18 protein-coding genes are annotated in these 22,162 nt (G+C 37.7%); all 18 read left to right on the forward strand.

Features of this window, described 5'->3' with window-relative positions; all coding sequences use genetic code 11:
* Positions 1 to 6: 6 nt before the first annotated feature.
* Positions 7 to 1,386 (forward strand): ATP-binding protein, encoded by a 1,380-nt coding sequence (locus BV60_RS0109455; protein WP_029321243.1) that lies wholly within the window; start codon positions 7 to 9, stop codon positions 1,384 to 1,386.
* A complete protein-coding gene (locus BV60_RS0109460; protein WP_029321244.1) occupies positions 1,379 to 3,448 on the forward strand; it encodes a DNA topoisomerase in 2,070 nt (689 codons plus the stop codon). Before BV60_RS0109455 ends, BV60_RS0109460 begins: the two co-directional genes overlap by 8 nt.
* Before the next feature lie 50 nt (positions 3,449 to 3,498).
* Positions 3,499 to 4,176: a UDP-N-acetylglucosamine pyrophosphorylase gene (locus tag BV60_RS0109465; protein WP_029321245.1), complete on the forward strand. Its 678-nt coding sequence runs from the start codon at positions 3,499 to 3,501 to the stop codon at positions 4,174 to 4,176.
* 91 nt (positions 4,177 to 4,267) lie between these two features.
* Positions 4,268 to 4,471, forward strand: coding sequence for a DUF6465 family protein (locus tag BV60_RS0109470; protein WP_051656626.1), 204 nt, complete (start codon positions 4,268 to 4,270; stop codon positions 4,469 to 4,471).
* A 117-nt stretch (positions 4,472 to 4,588) separates the two neighbouring features.
* On the forward strand, positions 4,589 to 6,292 hold the full coding sequence (locus BV60_RS0109475; protein WP_029321247.1) for an HlyD family efflux transporter periplasmic adaptor subunit: 1,704 nt from the start codon (positions 4,589 to 4,591) through the stop codon (positions 6,290 to 6,292).
* A gap of 8 nt (positions 6,293 to 6,300) precedes the next feature.
* Complete coding sequence (locus BV60_RS0109480) at positions 6,301 to 7,182, forward strand: HAD-IIA family hydrolase (RefSeq protein WP_029321248.1); 882 nt, start codon at positions 6,301 to 6,303, stop codon at positions 7,180 to 7,182.
* Positions 7,183 to 7,211: 29 nt separating this feature from the next.
* Positions 7,212 to 9,761 carry an Ig-like domain-containing protein gene (locus tag BV60_RS0109485; protein WP_029321250.1) on the forward strand — a complete coding sequence of 850 codons (2,550 nt, stop codon included), beginning with the start codon at positions 7,212 to 7,214 and terminating at the stop codon, positions 9,759 to 9,761.
* Between the two features lie 104 nt (positions 9,762 to 9,865).
* Positions 9,866 to 10,555 (forward strand): F0F1 ATP synthase subunit A, encoded by a 690-nt coding sequence (locus BV60_RS0109490; RefSeq protein WP_029321251.1) that lies wholly within the window; start codon positions 9,866 to 9,868, stop codon positions 10,553 to 10,555.
* Between the two features lie 37 nt (positions 10,556 to 10,592).
* A complete protein-coding gene (gene atpE / locus BV60_RS0109495; protein ID WP_026510393.1) occupies positions 10,593 to 10,808 on the forward strand; it encodes an ATP synthase F0 subunit C in 216 nt (71 codons plus the stop codon).
* A 23-nt stretch (positions 10,809 to 10,831) separates the two neighbouring features.
* A complete protein-coding gene (locus tag BV60_RS0109500) occupies positions 10,832 to 11,323 on the forward strand; it encodes an ATP synthase F0 subunit B (protein WP_029321252.1) in 492 nt (163 codons plus the stop codon).
* Between the two features lie 24 nt (positions 11,324 to 11,347).
* A complete protein-coding gene (gene atpA, locus BV60_RS0109505) occupies positions 11,348 to 13,147 on the forward strand; it encodes a F0F1 ATP synthase subunit alpha (protein ID WP_035777204.1) in 1,800 nt (599 codons plus the stop codon).
* Positions 13,148 to 13,158: 11 nt separating this feature from the next.
* Positions 13,159 to 14,100: an ATP synthase F1 subunit gamma gene (atpG, locus tag BV60_RS0109510; protein ID WP_051656628.1), complete on the forward strand. Its 942-nt coding sequence runs from the start codon at positions 13,159 to 13,161 to the stop codon at positions 14,098 to 14,100.
* Between the two features lie 41 nt (positions 14,101 to 14,141).
* Complete coding sequence (atpD, locus tag BV60_RS0109515) at positions 14,142 to 15,548, forward strand: F0F1 ATP synthase subunit beta (protein ID WP_255358109.1); 1,407 nt, start codon at positions 14,142 to 14,144, stop codon at positions 15,546 to 15,548.
* A gap of 48 nt (positions 15,549 to 15,596) precedes the next feature.
* Positions 15,597 to 16,022, forward strand: coding sequence for an ATP synthase F1 subunit epsilon (gene atpC, locus BV60_RS0109520; protein ID WP_242840967.1), 426 nt, complete (start codon positions 15,597 to 15,599; stop codon positions 16,020 to 16,022).
* On the forward strand, positions 16,022 to 17,110 hold the full coding sequence (locus tag BV60_RS0109525) for an acyltransferase family protein (RefSeq protein ID WP_029321257.1): 1,089 nt from the start codon (positions 16,022 to 16,024) through the stop codon (positions 17,108 to 17,110). Before atpC ends, BV60_RS0109525 begins: the two co-directional genes overlap by 1 nt.
* 68 nt (positions 17,111 to 17,178) lie before the next feature.
* Complete coding sequence (locus BV60_RS0109530) at positions 17,179 to 19,782, forward strand: homocysteine S-methyltransferase family protein (protein WP_029321258.1); 2,604 nt, start codon at positions 17,179 to 17,181, stop codon at positions 19,780 to 19,782.
* 126 nt (positions 19,783 to 19,908) lie between these two features.
* Positions 19,909 to 21,543, forward strand: a complete 1,635-nt coding sequence (gene ilvB, locus BV60_RS0109535; RefSeq protein WP_029321259.1) for a biosynthetic-type acetolactate synthase large subunit — start codon at positions 19,909 to 19,911, stop codon at positions 21,541 to 21,543.
* Between the two features lie 34 nt (positions 21,544 to 21,577).
* Entirely contained in the window at positions 21,578 to 22,066 is a 489-nt protein-coding gene (ilvN, locus tag BV60_RS0109540) for an acetolactate synthase small subunit (protein ID WP_029321260.1), read from the forward strand.
* The last annotated feature ends 96 nt before the right edge of the window (positions 22,067 to 22,162 follow it).

Consider the following 22,162-nt stretch of genomic DNA (forward strand, 5'->3'; position numbering starts at 1 on the left):
TAATTTATGGAAAAAACAAAGTTACAGGAATTAGAGGTATTAAATAGTTATTACCGGACAGGCAAAAATCATATAGTAATAGTATATGGACATATTCGCACGGGTAGCCAATCCGTAATAAAGACTTTTGCTGCTGATAAGGACTATTTGTATTACTGTGCAGCAGCAGCTTCAGAGAGATTACAGCAATACCTTGTAGGCCAGAGATTACATGAAAAAGGTTATGATATATCGGAGTATCCTACATATCGTGAGATTTTTGAATGCATAGCAAAAATTGCTACTGATCTCGGAAAACCTATGTGTATCTTTGTTGAAAAATTTGAGGATATCATAAAGGCTTCCCCCAATTTCATTGAGGAAATCAAATCGATTATTTATGATGATTCGCATCCTCAGATAATGCTTGTTCTGATGGGATCAAATGCAGCATGGATTGAGAATAACATGGTAGACAAAATAGGTTCCCAGGCATCCTATATCTCAGGCTTCCTTAAGATTAAATTTTATTCATTCCAGGAGATGAGAAGAAGGTTTGCGAATATGAGTGACAAGGATGTTGTTGCAACGTATTCGATTTTCGGTGGAAACGCAAGACAGTGGTCTTATTTTGATGAGAACAAAACTTTCAAGCAAAATGTTTGCGAAAAGTTCCTGGATGTAGAAAACAGCGTGCTTTTAAGAGAAACCTTAAGACTACTTGAAGAAAATTTGCGAGAAACTGCAGTTTATAATACAATTCTTTATGGACTTGCTAACGGAAAGAATAAATTAAATGACATTCATCATGCTACAGGTTTTTCAAGAGCAAAAATTATGGTTTATTTAAAGAGCCTTATTGAGCTTGGAATGGTTGAGAAAGTTTTTTCCTTTGCTACTACAGGACATGAGAATGTTCAGAAGGGTGTTTACAGAATTTGCGATCCCCTTGCAAACTTTTTCTATAGATTTTTCTATGCGAATCTGACACAGATAATCAAAATGGATGCTGAGGATTACTATGATAAATACATAGAAAATGAGCTGGGTGATTATGTGAAGTCTGCATACAAACTTGTATGCAGAGAGTATGTTTCCAAGCTTTCTGAATATGGAAAATTACCATTTGTGATTGAAGAGGAAGGCGAGTGGGTTGGTAAAATCGATTCACTCGATGTAGTTGCACAGAGCGAATCGGGAGATACTCTTGTAGGAATATGTAACTGGGATTCTGTGATGAATGTTGATTCAATGGATATGATTAGAAGCTGTTGTAAAAGAGCAAGAATCAATCCTGATTATTACTATCTGTTTTCTGCAAACGGTTTTGATGAAGGTCTTGTTGCACTTGCAGAAAAAGAAGCGTCCATCAAATTAATCGGATTGGAAGAGATGGTGAATGCCTAAAAGCGTTTTTATAGCCGAAAAGCCAAGCGTTGCTAAGGCTTTTGGTACTGCATTAAAATATAATTTTTCTAATAAAGACGGATATATGGAATCCGAAGAGGCCATCGTCACCTGGTGTTATGGGCACCTGGTGACGATGAGTTATCCTGAGGTATATGATGAGAAGATGGCCAAATGGTCACTTAACACAATTCCATTTATTCCGTCTAAATTTAAGTACGAAGTTATACCACAGAATGCGAAGCAGTTCAATATTGTAAAAGGCCTGCTTACGCGAAGTGATGTGGATACAATATATATATGTACTGACTCGGGACGTGAAGGAGAGTATATATACAGACTTGTTGATCAGGAAGCGCATGTTACCGGAAAACAAAAAAAGCGTGTATGGATCGATTCCCAGACAGAAGAAGAAATTTTAAGAGGGATACGCGAAGCGAAAGATGACAGCGAATATGATAACATAGGAGCTGCTGCATATCTTAGAGCAAAAGAAGATTATCTTATGGGAATTAATTTTTCAAGGGCACTGACTTTAAGATATGGCTATTCCATAAAAACCTTTCTTGGAATGGATAGATGCGTTGTAGCGGTCGGACGCGTAATGACATGTGTTCTGGGGATTGTAGTTGACAGGGAACGTGAAATCAGAAACTTCGTAAAAACTCCTTTTTATCGTGTTGTTGGAGATTTTGCGCTCGGTGATAAAAATATCTCTGCAGAGTGGCGTGTTACTGAAAAAAGCAGATATAACGGTTCTTTTGAATTATACAACGAGAAGGGCTTTAAGGAAGAAAAGAGTGCAAAGGAACTGATTCAATCCTTTGGCGACCTTCCTATAGAAGGTGAAATTACACTTTTTGAAAAGAAAAAGGAAACGAAAAATCCTCCTCTTTTATATAATCTTGCAGAACTTCAGAATGATTGTTCAAAGTTTTTTAAGATTGATCCCAATCAGACACTTGCTATTGCGCAGGAGTTATATGAGAAGAAGCTTACAACTTATCCAAGAACAGACGCGAGGGTTCTGAGTACTGCAATTGCGAAAGAGATTAATAAAAATATTTCGGGACTCATATCATACGAACCTGCCGGAATTTATGCTAAAGCCATAATGCAGCACGAATCCTATAAGGGAATTGCCAAAACAAGGTATGTTAATGACAAGGCAATTACAGACCATTATGCTATTATCCCGACAGGACAGGGCCTTTCAGCTTTAAGCTCACTTAGTCCTACTTCTGCTAAAGTATACGAGATAATTGTTCGCAGATTTCTGGCTGTTTTTTATCCGGCTGCTCAGTACTCTAAGATCAGGATGGAGATAAAAATACAAACTGTAAATCCTGAATTTTTCGAGAGCTTTTTTGCTGGATTTAAACTTCTTAGCTCTAAAGGATATCTGCATGTTATGGATTACTCTTTTTTAAAAAAGAAGGATGAAAAAGAGGCAGAAGATAGCAAAAATGATAACGAAGCAGAAGATGCTGCTGCAGATGAAGGATTGTTTGAGGTATTATCCAAGCTTAAAAAAGGTGATAAATTAAACCTGACTGCAGCCAATATCAAAGAAGGAGAAACCAGTCCTCCTAAGAGATATAATTCGGGTACACTTATTCTGACTATGGAAAATGCCGGACAGTTTATTGAAGATGAAGAATTAAGATCTCAGATTAAAGGATCCGGAATAGGTACAAGTGCTACCAGAGCCGGAATTCTTGATAAACTTGTTAAAAACGGTTATTTGAACCTGAACAAGAAAACACAGATAATTACACCGACTCAAATGGGAGAAATGATATACGATACGGTTTTCGTTTCGATGAAACCTATGCTAAATCCATCACTTACCGCAAGCTGGGAAAAAGGGCTTACACAGGTTGAACAGGGAGAAATTTCCGAAGATGAATATATGAAAAAACTATCGGATTTCATTACCAGAAGAACTAACTACGTAAAAGAAAACGATATGAGATCTCATATGCAGCAATTTTTCGTACAATCAGCACAGTACTATCAAAAAGCTTCAGGCAAAGCAAAAAGTTCAAGAGCAAAGAAATAAACAAAGTGGCTAAGCGTTATGCTTGGATCCGTTAATAAGAAAGGCATACCATGGAAAATTATAAAATTGAAAATATGTATGATTTAAATGAAACTATCGCAGCCGATATTTTTAAAGGCGTAACGTATCCCTGGGAGGTTCTTCCTAAAATAAAGGATTTTATTATTATGCTTGGAAAAACACTTCCCGAGGATAAATTTGAAAAAAGAGGTGAAGATATCTGGGTTGCGAAGAGCGCAAAATTCCTTTCCGATAATGTTTATATTGCAGGGCCCTGCATTATTGATGAGGATGCTGAAATCAGACCGGGTGCTTTTATAAGAGGAAATGCTATTGTAGGTAAAGGTGCGGTTGTAGGAAATTCAACTGAGCTTAAAAATGTTATTCTTTTTAATAAAGTTCAGGTTCCTCATTATAATTATGTGGGTGATTCTATTCTTGGCTATAAATCACATATGGGCGCCGGATCAATTACTTCAAATGTTAAATCTGATAAAAAACTTGTAGTTATTAAGAACGGTGATGACGATCAAATTGAGACAGGCTTAAAAAAAGTAGGTGCAATGCTAGGCGACAACGTAGAAGTCGGATGCGGAAGTGTTCTTAATCCCGGTACTGTTGTCGGAAGGGAGAGTAATATATATCCGCTTTCTTCTGTAAGAGGTTGCGTTCCTGCTAAACATATTTACAAAGATAAGGACAATATTGCTTTGAAATCCGCGGAATAATACGCTTTTTCGTATACTTTATTTGACTAAGGTACTATAACAGTATTATAATCAAAAAAGTTTATGAAAAATTTTACGAGGAGGGAATATTATGGCAGCTATCAAGACCAAAGTCGAGCTTCAGTATGGTGATAAGTCTATTTCTCAGGATGACCTTGTAGAAAGAGCAAAAGCAGCATATGAAGCAGAATATGGAGTTAAAGGTGCTAAAAATCTTGAGCTTTATGTAAAGCCTGAAGAGAACAAGGCTTATTACGTAGTTAATAACAAGATGACAGGTAGCATCGATCTTTAATTAGTTCTTTTTAGGCCTCGGGATTTTCCTGAGGCCTAATTTTTTTGTGGTAATCAAGTTTATTTTTGATATAATGAATAATGATATTTTTACCTTAGCTTTATCGGGGGGATTGTTATGAAAAGTTATTTTAGGGAACTGATTGCCGGCGGAGTTGCGGCTATCTGTGTTATTGGTGGTGGAATTGCTTATTATGCATATCCGGATACAGTGATTGTTGATAATGTTGTTAAATCATCTATTAGTTCAAGTATCGTTGAAGTCGGACAAATTGAAGCTGATAAGGCGATTACTGTCTATGCACCTGCCTCAGGGAAAATCACAAATGTTTGTCATAAAGTAAATGATGTTGTTGCTAAAAATGAAGTGCTGGCAAAATACGATCTTAACTCCTTTGTTACAGATGCACAGATTGCTTCTGTTAATACCAATTATTACGAGGATGGTTATAATGCGGCAGTTACAGATAATAACGCCAACATTGAAAAGCTTAAATCCATTGGCAAAAGTGTTGAGGAATTAAAAACACAGTATGCAGATCTCGAGAAGAACAGAGAGACAATTACTGTAACGCAGCATGAGAGAAACACGGAAGTAAAAAGTGCTACACAGGAATTGGAAGAGTCCATAAGAAAAATGCAGGACAAGCTTGATAATGTTGCGTCCACAGGAGAATCTGCCAATAATGATTATCAGGAAATGAAAAAGAAGGTCGATGAGGCACAGGCAGATGTTAACGATATGAAAAATAAAATTATCGCAGTAAAGGATGAGATTGATGCTTATCAGGAAGAAATTGACAACTGCGAAAAGGACTCAGAGGACTATAATCGTTTATTTAATCTGATACAGGATGACAGTGAAGAATTAGAGACATTAAATAGTGATATTGAATCTAAAAAAGAAACTGTTGACGGTCTTCAGGAACAACTTGAAGAAATTGAAGGTATAAAAACAGACGCTGAAAATAAGGCTGCAGAGATAAAAAGCGATATTGATCAGAATATAGATGCCCTTTCAGAACTTCCTGTAGAAGAACTTACACCTGAAGATTTTGCTGTATATACAGAAATTACAAATCAATTAAGTCTCCTTGAGAAGGAATGGGAACGTAGTCTTGATGAGAAAACAAGGGCTCAGGATAAAATTGTTAATGAATCTCATCTTAAGCAGCTCGAGGATTCGATTGAACTTGCAAAAATTGAAATGAATAAGGCCAACATCCAGTTGGATGCCGGTAAAAAGGGCGTTGAGTCAAGTGTTGACGGAACTGTGATTGAGAGACTTATTGATGATGGGGCTCTTGTTGAAGAAGGAACACCATTATTTGTGGTACAGCCTTCAACGGGTTACAAGGTTTCTGTTATGGTTTCACGTTTTGATATTGATGGAGTAGTGCTTGGGCAGCCTGCACAGATAAATATGGGCAAGAAAACATATGAGGGTAGTGTAGCTGCTATTTCTCCCATTGCTACAGAAGATGAAAACGGAAAGCCCAGAGTTAAGGTTGATATTGAAATCAACGATAAGGCAGCTAAGCCGACAATTGGACTAGAAGCCGATGTGACAATTGTTGCCAAAGGCAATAAGGATGCTCTTTGCGTTCCTGAAAATGCTGTATATACAGATGATCAAGGCGATTGCGTTTATGTGTATGATAACAATAAGGTAAAAAGAAAGAGCGTAGAGAAAGGAAAAAGCGGCAACGGATATACCGAGATTAAATGCGGTCTTGAAGAAGGAGATACTGTAATTGTTTCCGATGTTTCCGAGAATGATATTGGAAAAAAGGTCAAGGCTAAAAAATCAAGCCACAAGTAATATTGCTAATGAGAAAGAACTTATCTTTAGAAAACGATTATAAAAAGCTTGATGAATGTGAACTGTTTCTTCTTGATATGGATGGTACATTATATCTGGGAGATAATGTCTTTGAAGGCGCGGTAGATTTTATACATACACTTGAAAAGCACAACAAAAAGTATATATATTTAACAAATAATTCTTCAAGATCAGGCAATGACTATATTAAAAGGCTAAAAGGATTTGGGTTTCCCTGTGAGCGTGAAAATATTTATACTTCTGGGATGGCTACCGCAGAGTACCTTAGAAGGAATTGTTCCGACAGATATATATATGTTGTTGGAACAAAACCTTTTTATGATGAAATTGTAGCTGCGGGACTTAAAGCTTTTAATGCTGCCATTTATGACTCTGAGGAATTTGACAGTATTCGCGTAAGTCTTGATGAAAAAGAAAATATTCCTGTCGTATGTGTTGGTTTTGATACGGAGCTGGTATACAGGGATTTGGATCTGGCAGTACATTTTTTAAGAAAAGATGCGGACTTTATTGCTGCTAATCCGGATTGGGTTTGCCCTATGCCAAAGGGAGAGGTCCTTCCCGATTGCGGAAGTATATGTGCTCTGCTTACAGCGTCATCTGGTAAGGAACCTGTATATATCGGAAAACCTAACAGAAATATGGTAGATATTATTTCTAAAATGACGGGTGTTGAAAATGAACATATATGCTGTGTGGGTGACAGACTATATACTGACATTGCTGTTGCACAGAATGCAGGTGCGGTTTCTGTCTGCGTGCTTACAGGAGAGGCTGATGAAGAAATGATTTCCAAAATGGAAACTAAACCCGGTTATACTCTTGACGATATATGGGAGCTTGCATGTATAATAGATGGGTCGTTTTAAAAACCTGAATAAATAAGGGGAATCATTTAATGAAAAAAGTAATAGGGGAAAATTTGGGTAAATTGATGCTGGCATTATTAGCAGCATCATTTTTTTTGACGGTTTTTTATAGCTATCCTGCTATAAACGTTAATGCAAGCGAAAATGAAATTTGCGAATTTGAGTATCCGACAGGTGATATGCCTGATGCACCAATGCCTGAGGTTACAGAAATTGAGCTTGAAGTATCAGAAGATGATGATTTAAATTTACAGTCGCTTAATGCATATGTTCCTGAGGTTTCAACAGGCCCTCACTATGAAAATCTTGATGATACGGAAAAGAGAATGTACAAGGCTGTAATGGCAGCCAGTAAGCATGTATATGACTATGGATCAAAAACTGAGTTTACAGATCCATATGTATATCCGATTGATCTTGATGCGACAGATAAAAATCCATATACACAACAGCAGTATCAGGTTATGCTCAGAGCTGTAAGATATGATCATCCCGAACTTGTTCAGCTGACACTTGCGGGAATTCGTGTTTTTAATATTGTTACCACAAACAAAATAACAGGTAAAAAAACATATGGCTGCTACTTTTTCTTAAGATCCATGGTACCTGAATATGATCAGTCTTCTTTTGACAAAATGGAAGAAGAAATAAGACAGGCTAAAGCAGAATTCCTTTCGGATTCTACAATAACCGGTGCTAAAGGAACTCTTGAAAAAGAACTGGCTATTCACGACAAACTGATAAATAGTGTTACCTATGATAAGGAATGTCAGAATTACGGTACGACATTTCATATAGGACATACTGTTTACGGAGCTCTTATAAATAATAAAGCAGTATGTGATGGCTATGCGCAGGCGTATGCTTATCTGCTGGATGGAATAAATGTGAATGCATTTACTATTGCAGGATATACAAAAGCTGATAATGCCGGAAATCATGCATGGAATATTGTAATGCTTGGAGGTCAGTGGTATGAGGTTGATGCCACATGGGATGATGCTACGTTTTCCAAAAAGCATAACGATGAGTTTAAGTATGAAGTAAAGCATGCATATTATCATCTTACTACAGAAACAATTTCAAAATATAAACGTACTATAACAGGGGATGGTACCTGGACAATAAATTCACAGAGAAACAGAAGAGGAGATTTTAATAATTTTCCTAAAGCAACAGGCACAAAATATTCCTTTGATAATGTAAAAAATATTATCAAGTCCAAAAAAGATTTTGATACTGTTCCTGTAACAGAGCTTTCGCTTAACTCTACAGAGCTCACTGTAAAAAAAGGAGATAGCGGTTCTTTAAAATATTCTTATAAACCTTCTAATGCTACAGATAAAAACTTTACATGGATAAGTTCTGATACGGATGTAATCACTGTTGATGGAGAAGGAAATTACAAAGCAATCGGATCAGGGTATTCAAAGATAACTCTTATGACACCTGACGCTAAGATAAAATCCTCCTGTGTCATTAAGAGTACGGATGAAAATGGTAAAATACCGACTTCTGATATTGAATTATCAATTTCTCATTTAAGAGCTGCTTACGGACAAAAAGGAACTATCAGTTACAAGCTTTATCCTGAAAATGCTGATAATGTCAAAGTAAACTGGAGCTGCTCGGATGATAATATAATAAAGCTTAAGGATATGGGAGAAAAAGGCGTTGAATATGAGATTGTTGGATTTGGTATTTGTAAAATAACTGCAGAAACCGCTGATACTCATTTGACTGAATTTTGTGTTATTGATAATCCGATTAAAACCTGTAATATCAGCTTTGATCTAAATGGCGGAGAAGGCACATTATCTTCCGTATCAAGAAAGACCGGTGAAGTATACGGGACACTTCCTTTGGACCTTACCCGTAAAGATTATGAATTTGACGGATGGTATCATGAGATTGTAGGTGGTGAAGAAGTAAAAAATGATTCACTTGTTGTTAGCTGGTATGATCATGTTTTATATGCTCATTGGAAGAAAATACAACCTGAGCCTGTAGAAGAAAAAGGTAATACAAAGGAACAGGAAAATAGCAAAAACTCAGGCAATAATGATCAGACTAAGGTAAGTGATCAGAATAACACTGATCCGGTTGCTGTAGAAATTGTTAAGACTGATGAGGATATACTTCCAAAGGACAGACTTATTTTCTCCGGTAAAAAGTGTTTTTATATAACGCCTGCTGATGAAGCCACTGTTTTTCAAATTACAGGTAAAAAGGGTAAATCAGATACAGTTGGAGATGAAATATCATACAACGGAAGAGCTTACAAAATAACCGGAATAAACAATGGCTTATTTAAAAATGACAGGAAATTAAAAAGCATAACGCTTGGAAAGAATATCAGAACTATAGGTGATTTGGCATTTTATGGATGCAAAAATCTGAAAAAAATAACGATATATGCTGATAGCCTTGAGAAAATAGGGAAGAATTCTTTTAAAGGAATAAAAAAGGATGCTAAAATTTTAATAAAATGCAGAGATAAGAAAAATTATAAAAAGACCGTAAAGATGTTGAAACGCGCAGGCGCAAAGCATGCTTCTTTCAAATATAAGCGAGGCTAAAACTTAAGGGGCAGAGTAAGTTTCCATTGTGAAAAATCTCTGCCCGAAGTATAATAATATAAGTTTATAAAACGATAATTTTTATATTTTGGGACGGTGTTAGTATGGACATTGGAGGATTATTAGAAGAGCTGTTATTAGAGGATAAAGTGATGATACACTTTGACTTTATGAACGGCTTTTTTGATATTAATAAGTCAGTTGTAGTTACCTGGGGTGTGATAATAGTAATTACATTATTTTTGATGTTTCTTACCAATAATATGAAAGTGCATGACATTGGTACGAAACAGCTCCTGGCTGAGATGATAGTGGATGGACTTCGTAGTATAACAGGCGGCATGCTTGGCGAAGAAGGTTATATGTACAGGGACTATATGGCTGCTGTACTTGTATTTATCGGTGCATCCAATCTGGTGGGATTATTTGGATTTACACCTGCAACCATGGATCTTAATGTGACATTAGCGCTTGCACTGACAAGTATTGTCCTTGTTGAAGCAGCAGGGATCATTCACAAAGGATTCGGCAAATGGCTAAAGTCATTTGCACAGCCTATGGCTATTGTCACACCTATGAATATTTTGGAGCTTGCCATCAGGCCTCTTTCACTATGCATGCGTCTTTTTGGTAATGTAATCGGAGCTACCGTTATTATGGAACTTTTGAAAATGGTAGTACCGGTAGCTATACCGGCAGCATTCAGTGTTTACTTTGATATATTTGATGGTCTGATACAGGCATATGTATTTGTGTTTCTTACATCTCTCTACATAAAAGAGGCGATAGAATAAACATTTTTTAAAATAAAAATGAAACGGAGGACTTTTTATGAGTTTAACAGCGCTTGGTGCAGGAATTGCAGCATTTACAGGGTTAGGAGCAGGTATAGGTATCGGTGTGGCTACAGCTAAGGCAGTTGATGCCGTAGCACGTCAGCCCGAAGCTGACGGTAAGATAATGAAGCTATTGCTTCTTGGTTGTGCCCTTGCTGAGGCGACAGCTATTTACGGCTTCGTTGTTGCAATTATGATCCTGTTTACCTGATATTTGTAGGGAGGAGAAGTAACGTGTTAAGTATCAGCATTATGAACATCGTATATACTGTGATCAATCTTTTGATCTTATATGTGGTGTTCAGATTATTTTTATTTAGAAGAGTAGATGAGATTCTTCAGAAAAGAAGAGAAGAAATTGATCATGCTACAGATGAAGCTGTCCGCAAGGAAAAGGAAGCGGAAGCTTTGAAAGAAAGCTATGTTAAAAAGCTTAATGATGCAGGCAAGGAATGCGATGAACTTATCGCAAAGTCAAAAAAAGACGGTTACGATGAATATGATCGCATTATTACGGATGCTAAGGAAAAGGCTGAACAGATTATTATTGAGGCAAAGCACAATGCTCAGATAGAAGCACAACGTGAAAAAGATGCATATGTTTCAGAGCTTACAGACCTTGTTGTTCATGCCGCTAATAAGATTGCCGTATCAAAGCATGATGAAGAAACAGACAAAGAGCTTTACAATAAGTTCATTTTTGAGGCTATTGAAAAGAGCGAATAATAAAAATCAAAGGATTGGAAGTTTATGGTAAACGATAATAAGGCAAGACTTCGATATTCCTCTGTTGCACCAAATGAAGGACAAGCGGAGCAAATAAAGAAAACACTTGCGAAGAAGTTTAACAATCCGGACCTTGAGCTTGAAATTGTCCACGACCCTAAGGTTGGCGGTGGATTTATTGTTAATTACGGTAATTTTGAGTATGACTGGAGTGATGATGGTCGTACCAGGCAGCTCAAGGAACTAATAGAACTTACAAAAAAGAGACAGAATACAAGTGCTGAAAACCTTGTTTCCATCATTAGAGACAGGGTAAATAATTTTGACCTTAAAGCAGAAGGCAAAGAGGTTGGAAAAACCATCTGGGTAGGCGACGGTATTGCGAATGTGGTCGGTATAGATCATGCATTTTACGGTGAGATAGTGCGCTTTGAAGATGGAACAAAAGGAATGGTACAGGATATTCGTGACGATCATATCGGTGTCATCCTTTTTGGAAGTGATGAAGGAATCCGGGAAGGAAGCAGATGCGTAAGAACCTATAAGCAGGCAGGAATACCTGTTGGAGAGGCTTTTGTAGGAAGAGTTATAGATGCGCTCGGCAATCCTATTGACGGAAAAGAAGAAATAAAGACAGATGTTTACAGACCTGTCGAAGAGCCGGCTCCGGGTATTGTTGAGAGACGTTCCGTAAATGAACCGCTTGAAACCGGTATTTTGTCTATTGATACCATGTTCCCGATAGGCAGAGGACAACGAGAACTTATCATCGGAGACAGGCAGACCGGTAAAACATCAATTGCCATGGATGCCATTCTTAACCAGAAGGGCAAGGATGTTATATGTGTTTATGTGGCTATCGGCCAGAAAGCAAGCACAATAGCAAAGCTCATAAACACCTTGAGAGAAGCAGGTGCTATGGAATATTCCATTATTGTGGCTTCAACCGCTTCTGACAGTGCGCCTTTGCAATATATTGCTCCTTATGCCGGAACTGCTATGGCAGAATATTTTATGCTTATGGGTAAGGATGTACTTATAGTTTATGATGATTTATCAAAGCATGCGGTAGCATACAGAGCATTATCGCTTTTGCTTGAGAGATCACCCGGACGAGAAGCTTATCCAGGAGATGTATTTTATCTTCATTCGAGACTTCTTGAGAGATCAAGTAAGCTTTCCAGTGATCTTGGCGGTGGTTCTATTACAGCGCTTCCTATCATCGAGACTCAGGCGGGGGATGTATCTGCATACATTCCTACAAATGTTATTTCAATTACAGACGGACAGATATTCCTTGAATCCGACTTGTTCTTTGAAGGTATGAGGCCGGCTGTTAACGTAGGACTTTCAGTATCACGTGTTGGAAGTGCTGCTCAGACTAAAGCTATGAAGAAGGCTGCGGGAAGCATACGTATTGACCTTGCTCAATATAGAGAAATGGCTGTATTTACTCAGTTTGCATCAGATCTTGATGAAACTACAAAGAATCAGCTCCGTCACGGAAGCGTTCTTATGGAGCTTTTAAAACAGCCGCTCGGAAAACCGTATTCAATGCATGAGCAGGTTATTCTTCTGGTATGTGCAAACGGTAACAAGCTTGATTTTGTTCCTGTTAATCAGGTTAGGGATTATAAGGACAGACTTCTTAAATTCTTTGAAGAGAACAGACAGGATATAGTTGAAGATCTGGAAAAATCTAAGGATCTTTCCGAAAGTACAAAAAAGGATATTCTTGAAGCGGCGGATCAGTTTGAGAGAATTAACAATGATCGCTTGAAGGACGAGATAAAAAAGAAGAGAAAAGTATTAACTTTGGATTAAGGTGATTTTCAGTGGCAAATATAAAGGAAATTCGTGACCGAATTAGCAGTATTCGCGACACAATGAAAATTACAAATGCGATGTACATGATTTCATCCAATAAGCTTAGAAAGGCAAAAAAGCAGCTTGTTGAGACGGAGCCATACTTTTATGCCCTTCAGGCTATGATCGCGAGAGTTTCAAGGCATATTCCTGATGATGTTGAAGATATTTTCCTGAAAACCACGGATGATATACCGTTTAATGCCAGAGCAAAAGGATATCTTGTCCTGACTTCGGATAAAGGGCTTGCCGGTGCTTTTAATCATAATGTTGTAAAAACTGCCGAAAAGCATATAAGGGAAAATAATAATCTTGTGAATTACAAATTATATGTTGTAGGTGAATTCGGAAGACATTATTTTTCAAGCCTTGGTTTTAAAATTGAGGAAAATTTCAGGTATACTGCTCAGAATCCGAATTTGGACAGATCGAGAGACATTGCTTCAATAATTATTGATGATTATACCAATGGTGTTATTGATGAGGTATACGTTGTTTACACATCCATGAAAAATTCATTGTCAAGTGAAGTGAAGATGGAGAAGATACTTCCTCTGGATATCATAGAAACTGCACGAAACAGATATAGAATTATTGATGCATACAACGAAGAATTTATATTCCATCCAAGTCCGAAAGCAATTTTGGATAACATTGTTCCTAATTTTATAAATGGATTCATTTATGGAGCATTGGTTGAAACCTTCTGCTCTGAACAGAATTCAAGAATGATGGCGATGGACAACGCAAACAAAAATGCGACTTCTATGATAAGCGAACTTACTAAGCAGTACAACAGGCAAAGGCAGGCAGCAATTACCCAGGAGATTACTGAAGTAGCAAGTGGCGCTAAAGCACTAAGAAGGGCTAAAGCAGCAAAAGCAGCAAAAGCAAAGAAGGCTGCTAAATAAAAAAACATATGTTAACAAATGATTAACAAGAGGACATATTAGTGAGTAATGAAGGTAAAATCCTGCAGGTCATGGGACCTGTAGTAGACGTCTTATTTGAAAATGGCAATTTGCCATATATAAATGATTCACTGAAGGTCAAGGTTGGCGATAAGAAGGGCATAATGGAAGTCGCACAACACATTGGAGATAACGTTGTAAGATGCATTATGTTAACAGCAAGTGAAGGCTTGGCCAAAGACATGCCTGTATATCAGACAGGAGGACCTATAAGCGTTCCTGTCGGCAGAAAAAATCTGGGAAGGCTTTTTAATGTTCTCGGAGATACTATAGATGGCGGACCTGACCTTGAAGGTGAAAAGCACTGGTCTATACACAGAGAGCCGCCTAGGCTTGAGGATATGAGTCCTGTAGCTGAGATTCTTGAAACAGGAATAAAGGTTATAGATCTGCTTGCACCGTATGCCAAGGGAGGAAAAATTGGCCTGTTTGGTGGCGCCGGTGTAGGTAAAACTGTCCTGATTCAGGAGCTTATACAGAATATTGCTACCGAACACGGTGGTTATTCAATATTTACCGGTGTAGGTGAGCGCTCTCGTGAAGGCAATGATCTTTGGACTGAAATGAAGGAGTCCGGGGTTATTGAAAAAACCGCACTTGTTTTCGGACAGATGAATGAACCTCCGGGAGCACGTATGAGGGTTGCCGAAACAGGACTTACAATGGCTGAATACTTCCGAGACAGGGAAAGACAGGACGTACTTTTATTTATTGATAATATTTTCCGTTTTGTTCAGGCAGGTTCAGAGGTTTCTTCACTTCTTGGGCGTATGCCTTCTGCGGTAGGTTATCAGCCTACACTTGCAACAGATCTTGGTAAACTCCAGGAGCGAATCGCTTCAACGACGACAGGATCAGTAACATCGGTTCAGGCGGTATATGTTCCTGCTGATGACCTTACAGACCCGGCTCCTGCTACAACATTTGCACATTTGGATGCAACAACTGTTCTTTCACGTAAGATTGTTGAGCAAGGTATTTACCCTGCAGTCGATCCTCTTGAGTCATCAAGCCGCATTCTTGAAGCAGACGTGGTCGGTGAGGAACACTATATGGTTGCTACCAAGGTTCAGGAAATGCTTCAGAAATATAAGGAGTTGCAGGATATCATTGCAATTCTTGGTATGGATGAATTGGGCGAGGAGGATAAGCTTACTGTTTATCGTGCTCGTAAGATACAAAGATTCCTTTCACAGCCTTTCCATGTTGCTGAGAATTTCACTGGTGTGAAAGGAGTTTATGTTCCGCTTAAAGAAACTATTAAAGGCTTTAAGATGATCATTGAAGGAAAAATGGATAGCTATCCTGAAGGAGCTTTCTTTAATGTTGGAACAATTGATGAAGTAGTTGAGAAGGCTAAAAAACTTGAGGGAAATACCAACGAGTAATGCATGGATTTTGCCGGAACTATTCTCGCATACTAAGGAGACTTTACGTTGAAAGCTGATAGAAAGACTTTTCGTTTACAAGTCATGTCCATAAATGGTGTTTTCTATGATGACAGAGCATCGGAAATAATTCTTCCCTGTGAAGATGGAGAGTATGCAATTCTGGCGGATCATGAAGAAATTGTACTTGCCATATATAATGGAAAAATGACTATCAGGGATTCGATTGGTGATAAAATTGATGCTATTGTAGGTGTGGGTTCTGCACAGATAGCAAATAACAGAGTTATAGTACTTGTAGATACCGTTGAGAAACCCGAAGATATTGACAGAAACAGAGCTCAGAGAGCTTTGGAAAGAGCTGAAGAAGAAATGCGTCAGAATAATTCTATTAAAGAGTATTACACTGCGCAGGCTGCTATGGCAAGAGCACTCAGCAGACTTAAGAATTCTTCGGACTATGGAATTGATTAATGAGAAATTATACGTTTGATAAGATTAAAGCTTGTGCATGTATACTGATTATCCTTATTCATTGTAAATTTCCGGCTGTAATAGGGGACCTGTTTGAAGCATTGGCACGTTTTGGCGTGCCGATGTTTTTTGCTATTGCGGGAATTTACCTTACAAAAGAAAAACACCCTGATGCTTATTCTATAAGGAAAAGTGCGGGGAGAAAGTTATTTAAAACTATTGGGATAACCTTAAAAATCTGGACTATATATACTGCATATTCTTTTATATATGCAATGACAGTCGGATATGGAGCTTCTGCATGGTTCCATGAAAAATTCAATTTATTTGAATTTTCAAGACTGATTCTTTTTAACTCCGGAAAATTTATTTATGACTTCACCTATGCTTTTGATCATATGTGGTATCTGTTTGCGCTTATATATGTTTACGGACTTATATATATTTTTGCTCCTATGATGGAAAAAGCTGCCAAACCAATATCTGTAATTTTATTAGCATTTTTGTTTTTGGGAGAAGGATTACAGATTTATTATCCAATAAGACCTTTTGGAATAAATATTTCAGTATGGTACACGATAAGAAACTGGTTATTTATTGGGATACCTTTTACTTTGCTTGGATTTTGGATAAATAATGAGAAAGCAGAATTAAAGGTAAAACAACCATTAACCCTTGGAACAATGCTTGTTATAATCGGCATTTTTTCTACGCTTATGGAATATAAAAAATGGGGACAGATAGAGGTGTATTTCGGATCGCTCCTTATTGTAATTGGACTAATAATTGTCGGCTGCTATAGGAGTGATAAAGATAAAGGTCAGATATCTGAAAACGATAAAACATTCATTGAAAAATGCCTTTCTTATATAGGAAGAGAGTTATCATCAGGTATTTATTTTTATCATGTACTGATCATATCCTTTGTCGGATGGTGCATTGACAGAACGGTTCCCGGACTATATGGAAATGCATTTTTTATGTATATGAGACCTGTTATTGTGATAACCATTACAATATTAATCTCTTTTTTGCTATATAAGGTGAAATTTATCACTATTAAATCGAATAATAATTTGAGAAAATAGGTGACATACGTTTTATATTAAAAAGATGATGTATTTATTGATAATTAATTATTCTGAAAGGTAAAAAAATGACCAGAGAAAGTTTTTGGGATTTAATTGAAAATAGAAAAATTTTGTTTCTTGATGGGGCTACCGGAACAAATTTAATGAAAAAGGGACTTCCTGCAGGTGCTTGCACGGAAGAGTGGATACTTGAAAATCCTGACGTAATAAAAGAATTACAAAAAAGCTATGTTGATGCCGGTAGTGACATTATATATGCGCCTACCTTTACGGGAAACAGGATTAAGCTTAAGAACTTTGGGCTTGAGGATAGAATTGAAGAAATAAATACAAAGCTCGTTCAAATAGCAAAAGACAGCGCTGGTGATAAATCCCTTGTTGCAGGTGATATTACAATGACAGGCAGACAGCTTAAACCAATGGGTGACCTTGATTTTGAAGAGCTGATCGATGTTTATAAAGAACAGATTAAAATCCTTGATAAAGCCGGCTGTGATTTATTGGTTGTTGAGACTATGATGAGCCTTCAGGAATGTAGAGCAGCGCTCATTGCTGCTAAAGAAGTTTCTGATATTGCAGTTATGGTTACTCTTACATTTGAGTCTGATGGAAGAACTTTGTTTGGAACAGATGCCGCAACTGCTGCCATAGTCATGGAATCTTTGGGTGCTGCTGCTGTTGGAGCTAACTGCGGAACGGGACCTGATAATATGGCTTCTATTATTGCTGATATGGCTTCTGTTACATCAATACCGATAATAGCTAAACCCAATGCAGGCCTTCCGGTTGTCACTAAAGACGGTTCAACTGAATATGATATGGAATGCGCTGTTTTTGTTCCTGAAATGGAAAAGCTGCTAAGAGCCGGCGCTTCTATAATTGGTGGTTGCTGTGGAACAACACCTGAATATATTAACGGCATATATGAAAAATACAGAGATTTTTCTGTTGACGAAGTTCTTGGCGAAAAGGAGAGCTATCTTGAATATCCGGATGGAACTTTGTTTACGAGAAAAAAAGAAGGTATCAGGTATCTTACGAGTGAACGTATGAATGTGGCATTTGGTTTAGATGATCCATTCATGATTGTTGGCGAAAGAATAAATCCTACCGGCAAAAAGAAACTTCAGGCAGAACTTCGTGAAGGTAAGCTTGATATGATATGCGATTTTGTTTCTCAGCAGGAGGAGGATGGTGCAGCCATTCTTGATGTGAACGTAGGAATGAGCGGCATTGATGAGAAACAGATGATGAGTGATGTTCTTGATGAAATAATACCTCTTACATCGCTTCCTTTGTGTATAGATACAAGCGATGAAGCCACAATGGAAATGGCTCTCAGAAAATATCCCGGAAGGGCACTAATTAATTCAATCTCTCTTGAAAAAGATAAGGCTGAACGTTTTCTTCCGTTAGCAAAAAAATATGGAGCAATGTTTATTGCATTACCTGTAGGACCAAAGGGGCTTCCTGGCAGTCTTGAAGAAAAACATGAAATTATTGAGCAGCTGTGCGATAAGGCTTATGAAATCGGACTCAGAAAAGAAGATATTGTTGTTGATGGCCTTGTTGCTACTATAGGTGCAAATCCGGATGCAGCTTTAGAGACTCTTTCGACGATAGCATTTTGTAAGAAAAACGGACTCGCTACTATTTGCGGATTATCCAATATTTCATTCGGACTTCCTCAGAGAGCTTTTATTAATACGGCTTTCTTGACTATGGCTATAGCAAATGGTCTTACAATGGCTATATGCAACCCATCGCAGGAACTATTGGTAAACAGTGCTTTTGCTTCTGATCTTCTTAGACATAAAGAAGAGTCGGATCTTCGATATATAGAAAGAATGAACAGGTACGATGGAATGACCGTCCAGGTATCCTGCGTTCCTAAGGGACAAAAGCTTGTAGCACAAAGTATTTCACAGGATGCTCTAAATCCCGCAGTTATTGATAAAAATACTAAGAATAATGTAAAGAATAATGTTCCTTCGTCGGGAGAATACAAAGAAGAAAAGTCGCTTACGCAGATGTTTTATGACAAGGTTAAGACAGATGTCATGAAAGGCAATAAGAGAAGCATAGAAAAAGACACTTTGGAAGCGGTAGATGCCGGATGTGTTCCAAAGACTTTATTAAATGATGTACTTATGCCTGCAATAAATGAAGTAGGTGATCTTTTTGATAAGGGTAAGTATTTTCTGCCTCAACTTATAGCAAGTGCTGAGGCAATGAAGCTTAGCATTGCAAAACTTGAACCGCTACTTAATGAAGCTGACGGCAATGAGGACAAGAAAAAGGAAACAATTATTATCGCAACAGTACATGGGGATATACATGATATAGGTAAAAACCTGGTGGCGCTAATGCTTAAAAATCATGGTTTTAATGTCATAGATCTCGGAAAGGATGTGCCGAGCGAAAAAATAGTTGATACAGCAGTTGCTGAAAATGCTTGTATTATTGCCCTGTCAGCCCTTATGACAACCACAATGCAGGAAATGAAAAATGTAGTCAGGATCGCAAAAGAGAAGTCATGTAATGCCAAAATAATTATAGGCGGAGCTGTTGTAACTGAGGACTATGCATGGGAAATAGGTGCTGACGGATATTCCTCTGATGCGGCTAACTGTGTACGTGTGGTAAAGAATATCATTCAAAATGTATGACATAAAACAGGTACTTTGCATTTCGGTGATATAAATGCGATAATATTTATATGTAAAAACGTGATTGAATTCATGATTAATTTTTGAATATTACATTTTATATAAAAACAAAATGGAGGAACGGTAATGATAGGTGCACAGGCAATTGTAAAGTGCTTGCAGGCAGAAAATGTTGAGGTTGTTTACGGCTACTCAGGTGTAGCGATAGCTCCTTTTTATGATGCACTTGGAGAAACCGACATAAAGCAGATTCTTATAAGAACAGAGCAGAATGCCGCACATTGCGCAAGCGGTTATGCAAGAATAAGCGGTAAAGTAGGTGTGTGCGCAGTAACCAGTGGCCCCGGTGCTACAAATCTTATTACCGGAATAGCCACAGCATATGCCGACAGTGTACCTCTTGTATGTATTACAGGACAGGTAAACAGTGAACTTATAGGAAGTGATGTATTTCAGGAAGCAGATATTACAGGTGCTGCCGAATCATTTGTAAAGTACAGCTATCTTATTCGTGATGTTAATGATATTCCAAGAATTTTTAAAGAAGCTTTTCACATTGCGAGCACAGGAAGAAAAGGGCCTGTTCTTATTGATATACCAATTGATATCCAACAGCAGGCTATTTCAAAATTTTCATATCCGGATAAAGTGAATATGAGAACCTATAAGCCAACAGTTGAAGGTAATGCAGCTCAAATCAAGAAGGTTGTTAAAGAAGTTGCAAAAGCAAAACGTCCCATTATCTGTGTAGGCGGTGGTGTTCATCTTTCCGGAGCCGCGAATGAAATCAGAAAGTTTGTTAAGGATAATTGTATCCCTGTTGTATCAACAATGATGGGTATTGGAGTAATGGCTTCCGAGGATCCATATTATTTTGGCATGGTCGGTAACAACGGAAGGCCTTGCGCAAACCGTGCGCTTAATGAATCTGATCTGTTGCTTATGGTTGGGGCAAGAGTTGCTGACAGAGCTGTTAACAGACCCGATCTTATTACTGAGAACAAAGTACTTATCCATATCGATGTGGATCCTGCTGAAATAGGCAAAAACGTGGGTCCTACAATTCCTCTTGTTGGTGATATTAAGCATGTTTTTAAGAAAATAAATAATTTTGAGGATGAAGCGGATCTAATACACGAAAGAAAAGAATGGATTAAAACTTTAAACGAATATAAAAAGGATATGGTCGAGATCAGACCCGATATTGATACTGACAAGTATGTTGACCCTATGATATTCCTACACGATCTTTCAAAAAGCCTGCCGGAAGATGCCATTTATGTTGCTGATGTCGGACAAAATCAGATATGGTCCTGTAGATGGCATCTTGTTAAAGAGGGAAGATTTTTGACCTCCGGCGGAATGGGAACAATGGGATATTCAATTCCTGCAGCATTTGGCGCAAAGTATGCTGCACCTGGTAAAAAAGTTGTTGCTGTCATGGGGGATGGCGCATTTCAGATGTCAATGATGGAGCTTTCCACAATGAGACAGTATGGAATGAATGTCGGAATAATAGTGTTTAATAACGGATATCTTGGGATGGTCAGGGAATATCAGCACTATGCGCTAAATGACAGGTATAACATGGTTGAACTTCATAACACTCCGAAACTGGATAAGATTGCAGAAGCTTACGATATGAAGTATTTACGCGCATCATCTCAGGCTGAAGCAACAAAACTGATTAATGACCTTATGGAATGTGATGAATGTGTGCTTTGTGAAGTGGTGGTAGATCCCATGGATCTTGCAAAATGATTCTTACACATTCATTTATAGGCGAGGAGGAATAATGAAACGTATATATTCAGTTCTTGTAGAAAATCATGCCGGCGTATTATCAAAGGTTGCAGGGCTGTTTTCCAGAAGAAACTTTAATATTGATTCCCTTGTTGTCGGTGAGACGAATTCGAAGGATATTTCTTGTATGACAATTGTTTCAAGCGGTGATGAGAGAACTATTGAACAGATTGAAAAACAGCTCAATAAGAAGCTGGATGTAATTAAGGTAAAAACCTTCAAGGAGAGTATGAGTATCTGCAGAGAGCTTACTCTGTTAAAGGTCAGATACAACAGGGAAAACAGAAGAGATATCATGGAAAATTGCGATATCATGAAAGCTCAGATTGTCGATATGAGTAAAAATATGATGATTATTCAGATTTGTGATACTCCTGAAAGAGTAGAAGTTTTTATTGAAATGCTTCGTACGGTTTCTATTGTTGAAATGGCAAGAACAGGAACGGTTGCACTCACAAAATGCAGTGAAAATGAGAAATAAAGGCATCTGATTAATTTATATCAAGATAAACATGTTAAAATAAATCAACGATTTAAGGCTTTAAAGTTTTAGTTTATAAAAGTATTTTATTGACTT

This window comes from Butyrivibrio sp. AE3004 (assembly GCF_000703165.1).
Classification (GTDB): domain Bacteria; phylum Bacillota; class Clostridia; order Lachnospirales; family Lachnospiraceae; genus Butyrivibrio.

Bases quoted from the DNA above. Each gene is read 5' to 3' on its own strand.
- BV60_RS0109460 (WP_029321244.1), top strand. From the start codon at position 1,379: ATGCCTAAAAGCGTTTTTATAGCCGAAAAGCCAAGCGTTGCTAAGGCT.
- ilvB (WP_029321259.1), top strand. From the start codon at position 19,909: ATGATAGGTGCACAGGCAATTGTAAAGTGCTTGCAGGCAGAAAATGTT.
- BV60_RS0109490 (WP_029321251.1), top strand. From the start codon at position 9,866: ATGGACATTGGAGGATTATTAGAAGAGCTGTTATTAGAGGATAAAGTG.
- atpE (WP_026510393.1), top strand. From the start codon at position 10,593: ATGAGTTTAACAGCGCTTGGTGCAGGAATTGCAGCATTTACAGGGTTA.
- BV60_RS0109530 (WP_029321258.1), top strand. From the start codon at position 17,179: ATGACCAGAGAAAGTTTTTGGGATTTAATTGAAAATAGAAAAATTTTG.
- ilvN (WP_029321260.1), top strand. From the start codon at position 21,578: ATGAAACGTATATATTCAGTTCTTGTAGAAAATCATGCCGGCGTATTA.
- BV60_RS0109465 (WP_029321245.1), top strand. From the start codon at position 3,499: ATGGAAAATTATAAAATTGAAAATATGTATGATTTAAATGAAACTATC.
- BV60_RS0109475 (WP_029321247.1), top strand. From the start codon at position 4,589: ATGAAAAGTTATTTTAGGGAACTGATTGCCGGCGGAGTTGCGGCTATC.
- BV60_RS0109480 (WP_029321248.1), top strand. From the start codon at position 6,301: ATGAGAAAGAACTTATCTTTAGAAAACGATTATAAAAAGCTTGATGAA.
- BV60_RS0109470 (WP_051656626.1), top strand. From the start codon at position 4,268: ATGGCAGCTATCAAGACCAAAGTCGAGCTTCAGTATGGTGATAAGTCT.
- BV60_RS0109485 (WP_029321250.1), top strand. From the start codon at position 7,212: ATGAAAAAAGTAATAGGGGAAAATTTGGGTAAATTGATGCTGGCATTA.
- atpA (WP_035777204.1), top strand. From the start codon at position 11,348: ATGGTAAACGATAATAAGGCAAGACTTCGATATTCCTCTGTTGCACCA.
- BV60_RS0109525 (WP_029321257.1), top strand. From the start codon at position 16,022: ATGAGAAATTATACGTTTGATAAGATTAAAGCTTGTGCATGTATACTG.
- BV60_RS0109455 (WP_029321243.1), top strand. From the start codon at position 7: ATGGAAAAAACAAAGTTACAGGAATTAGAGGTATTAAATAGTTATTAC.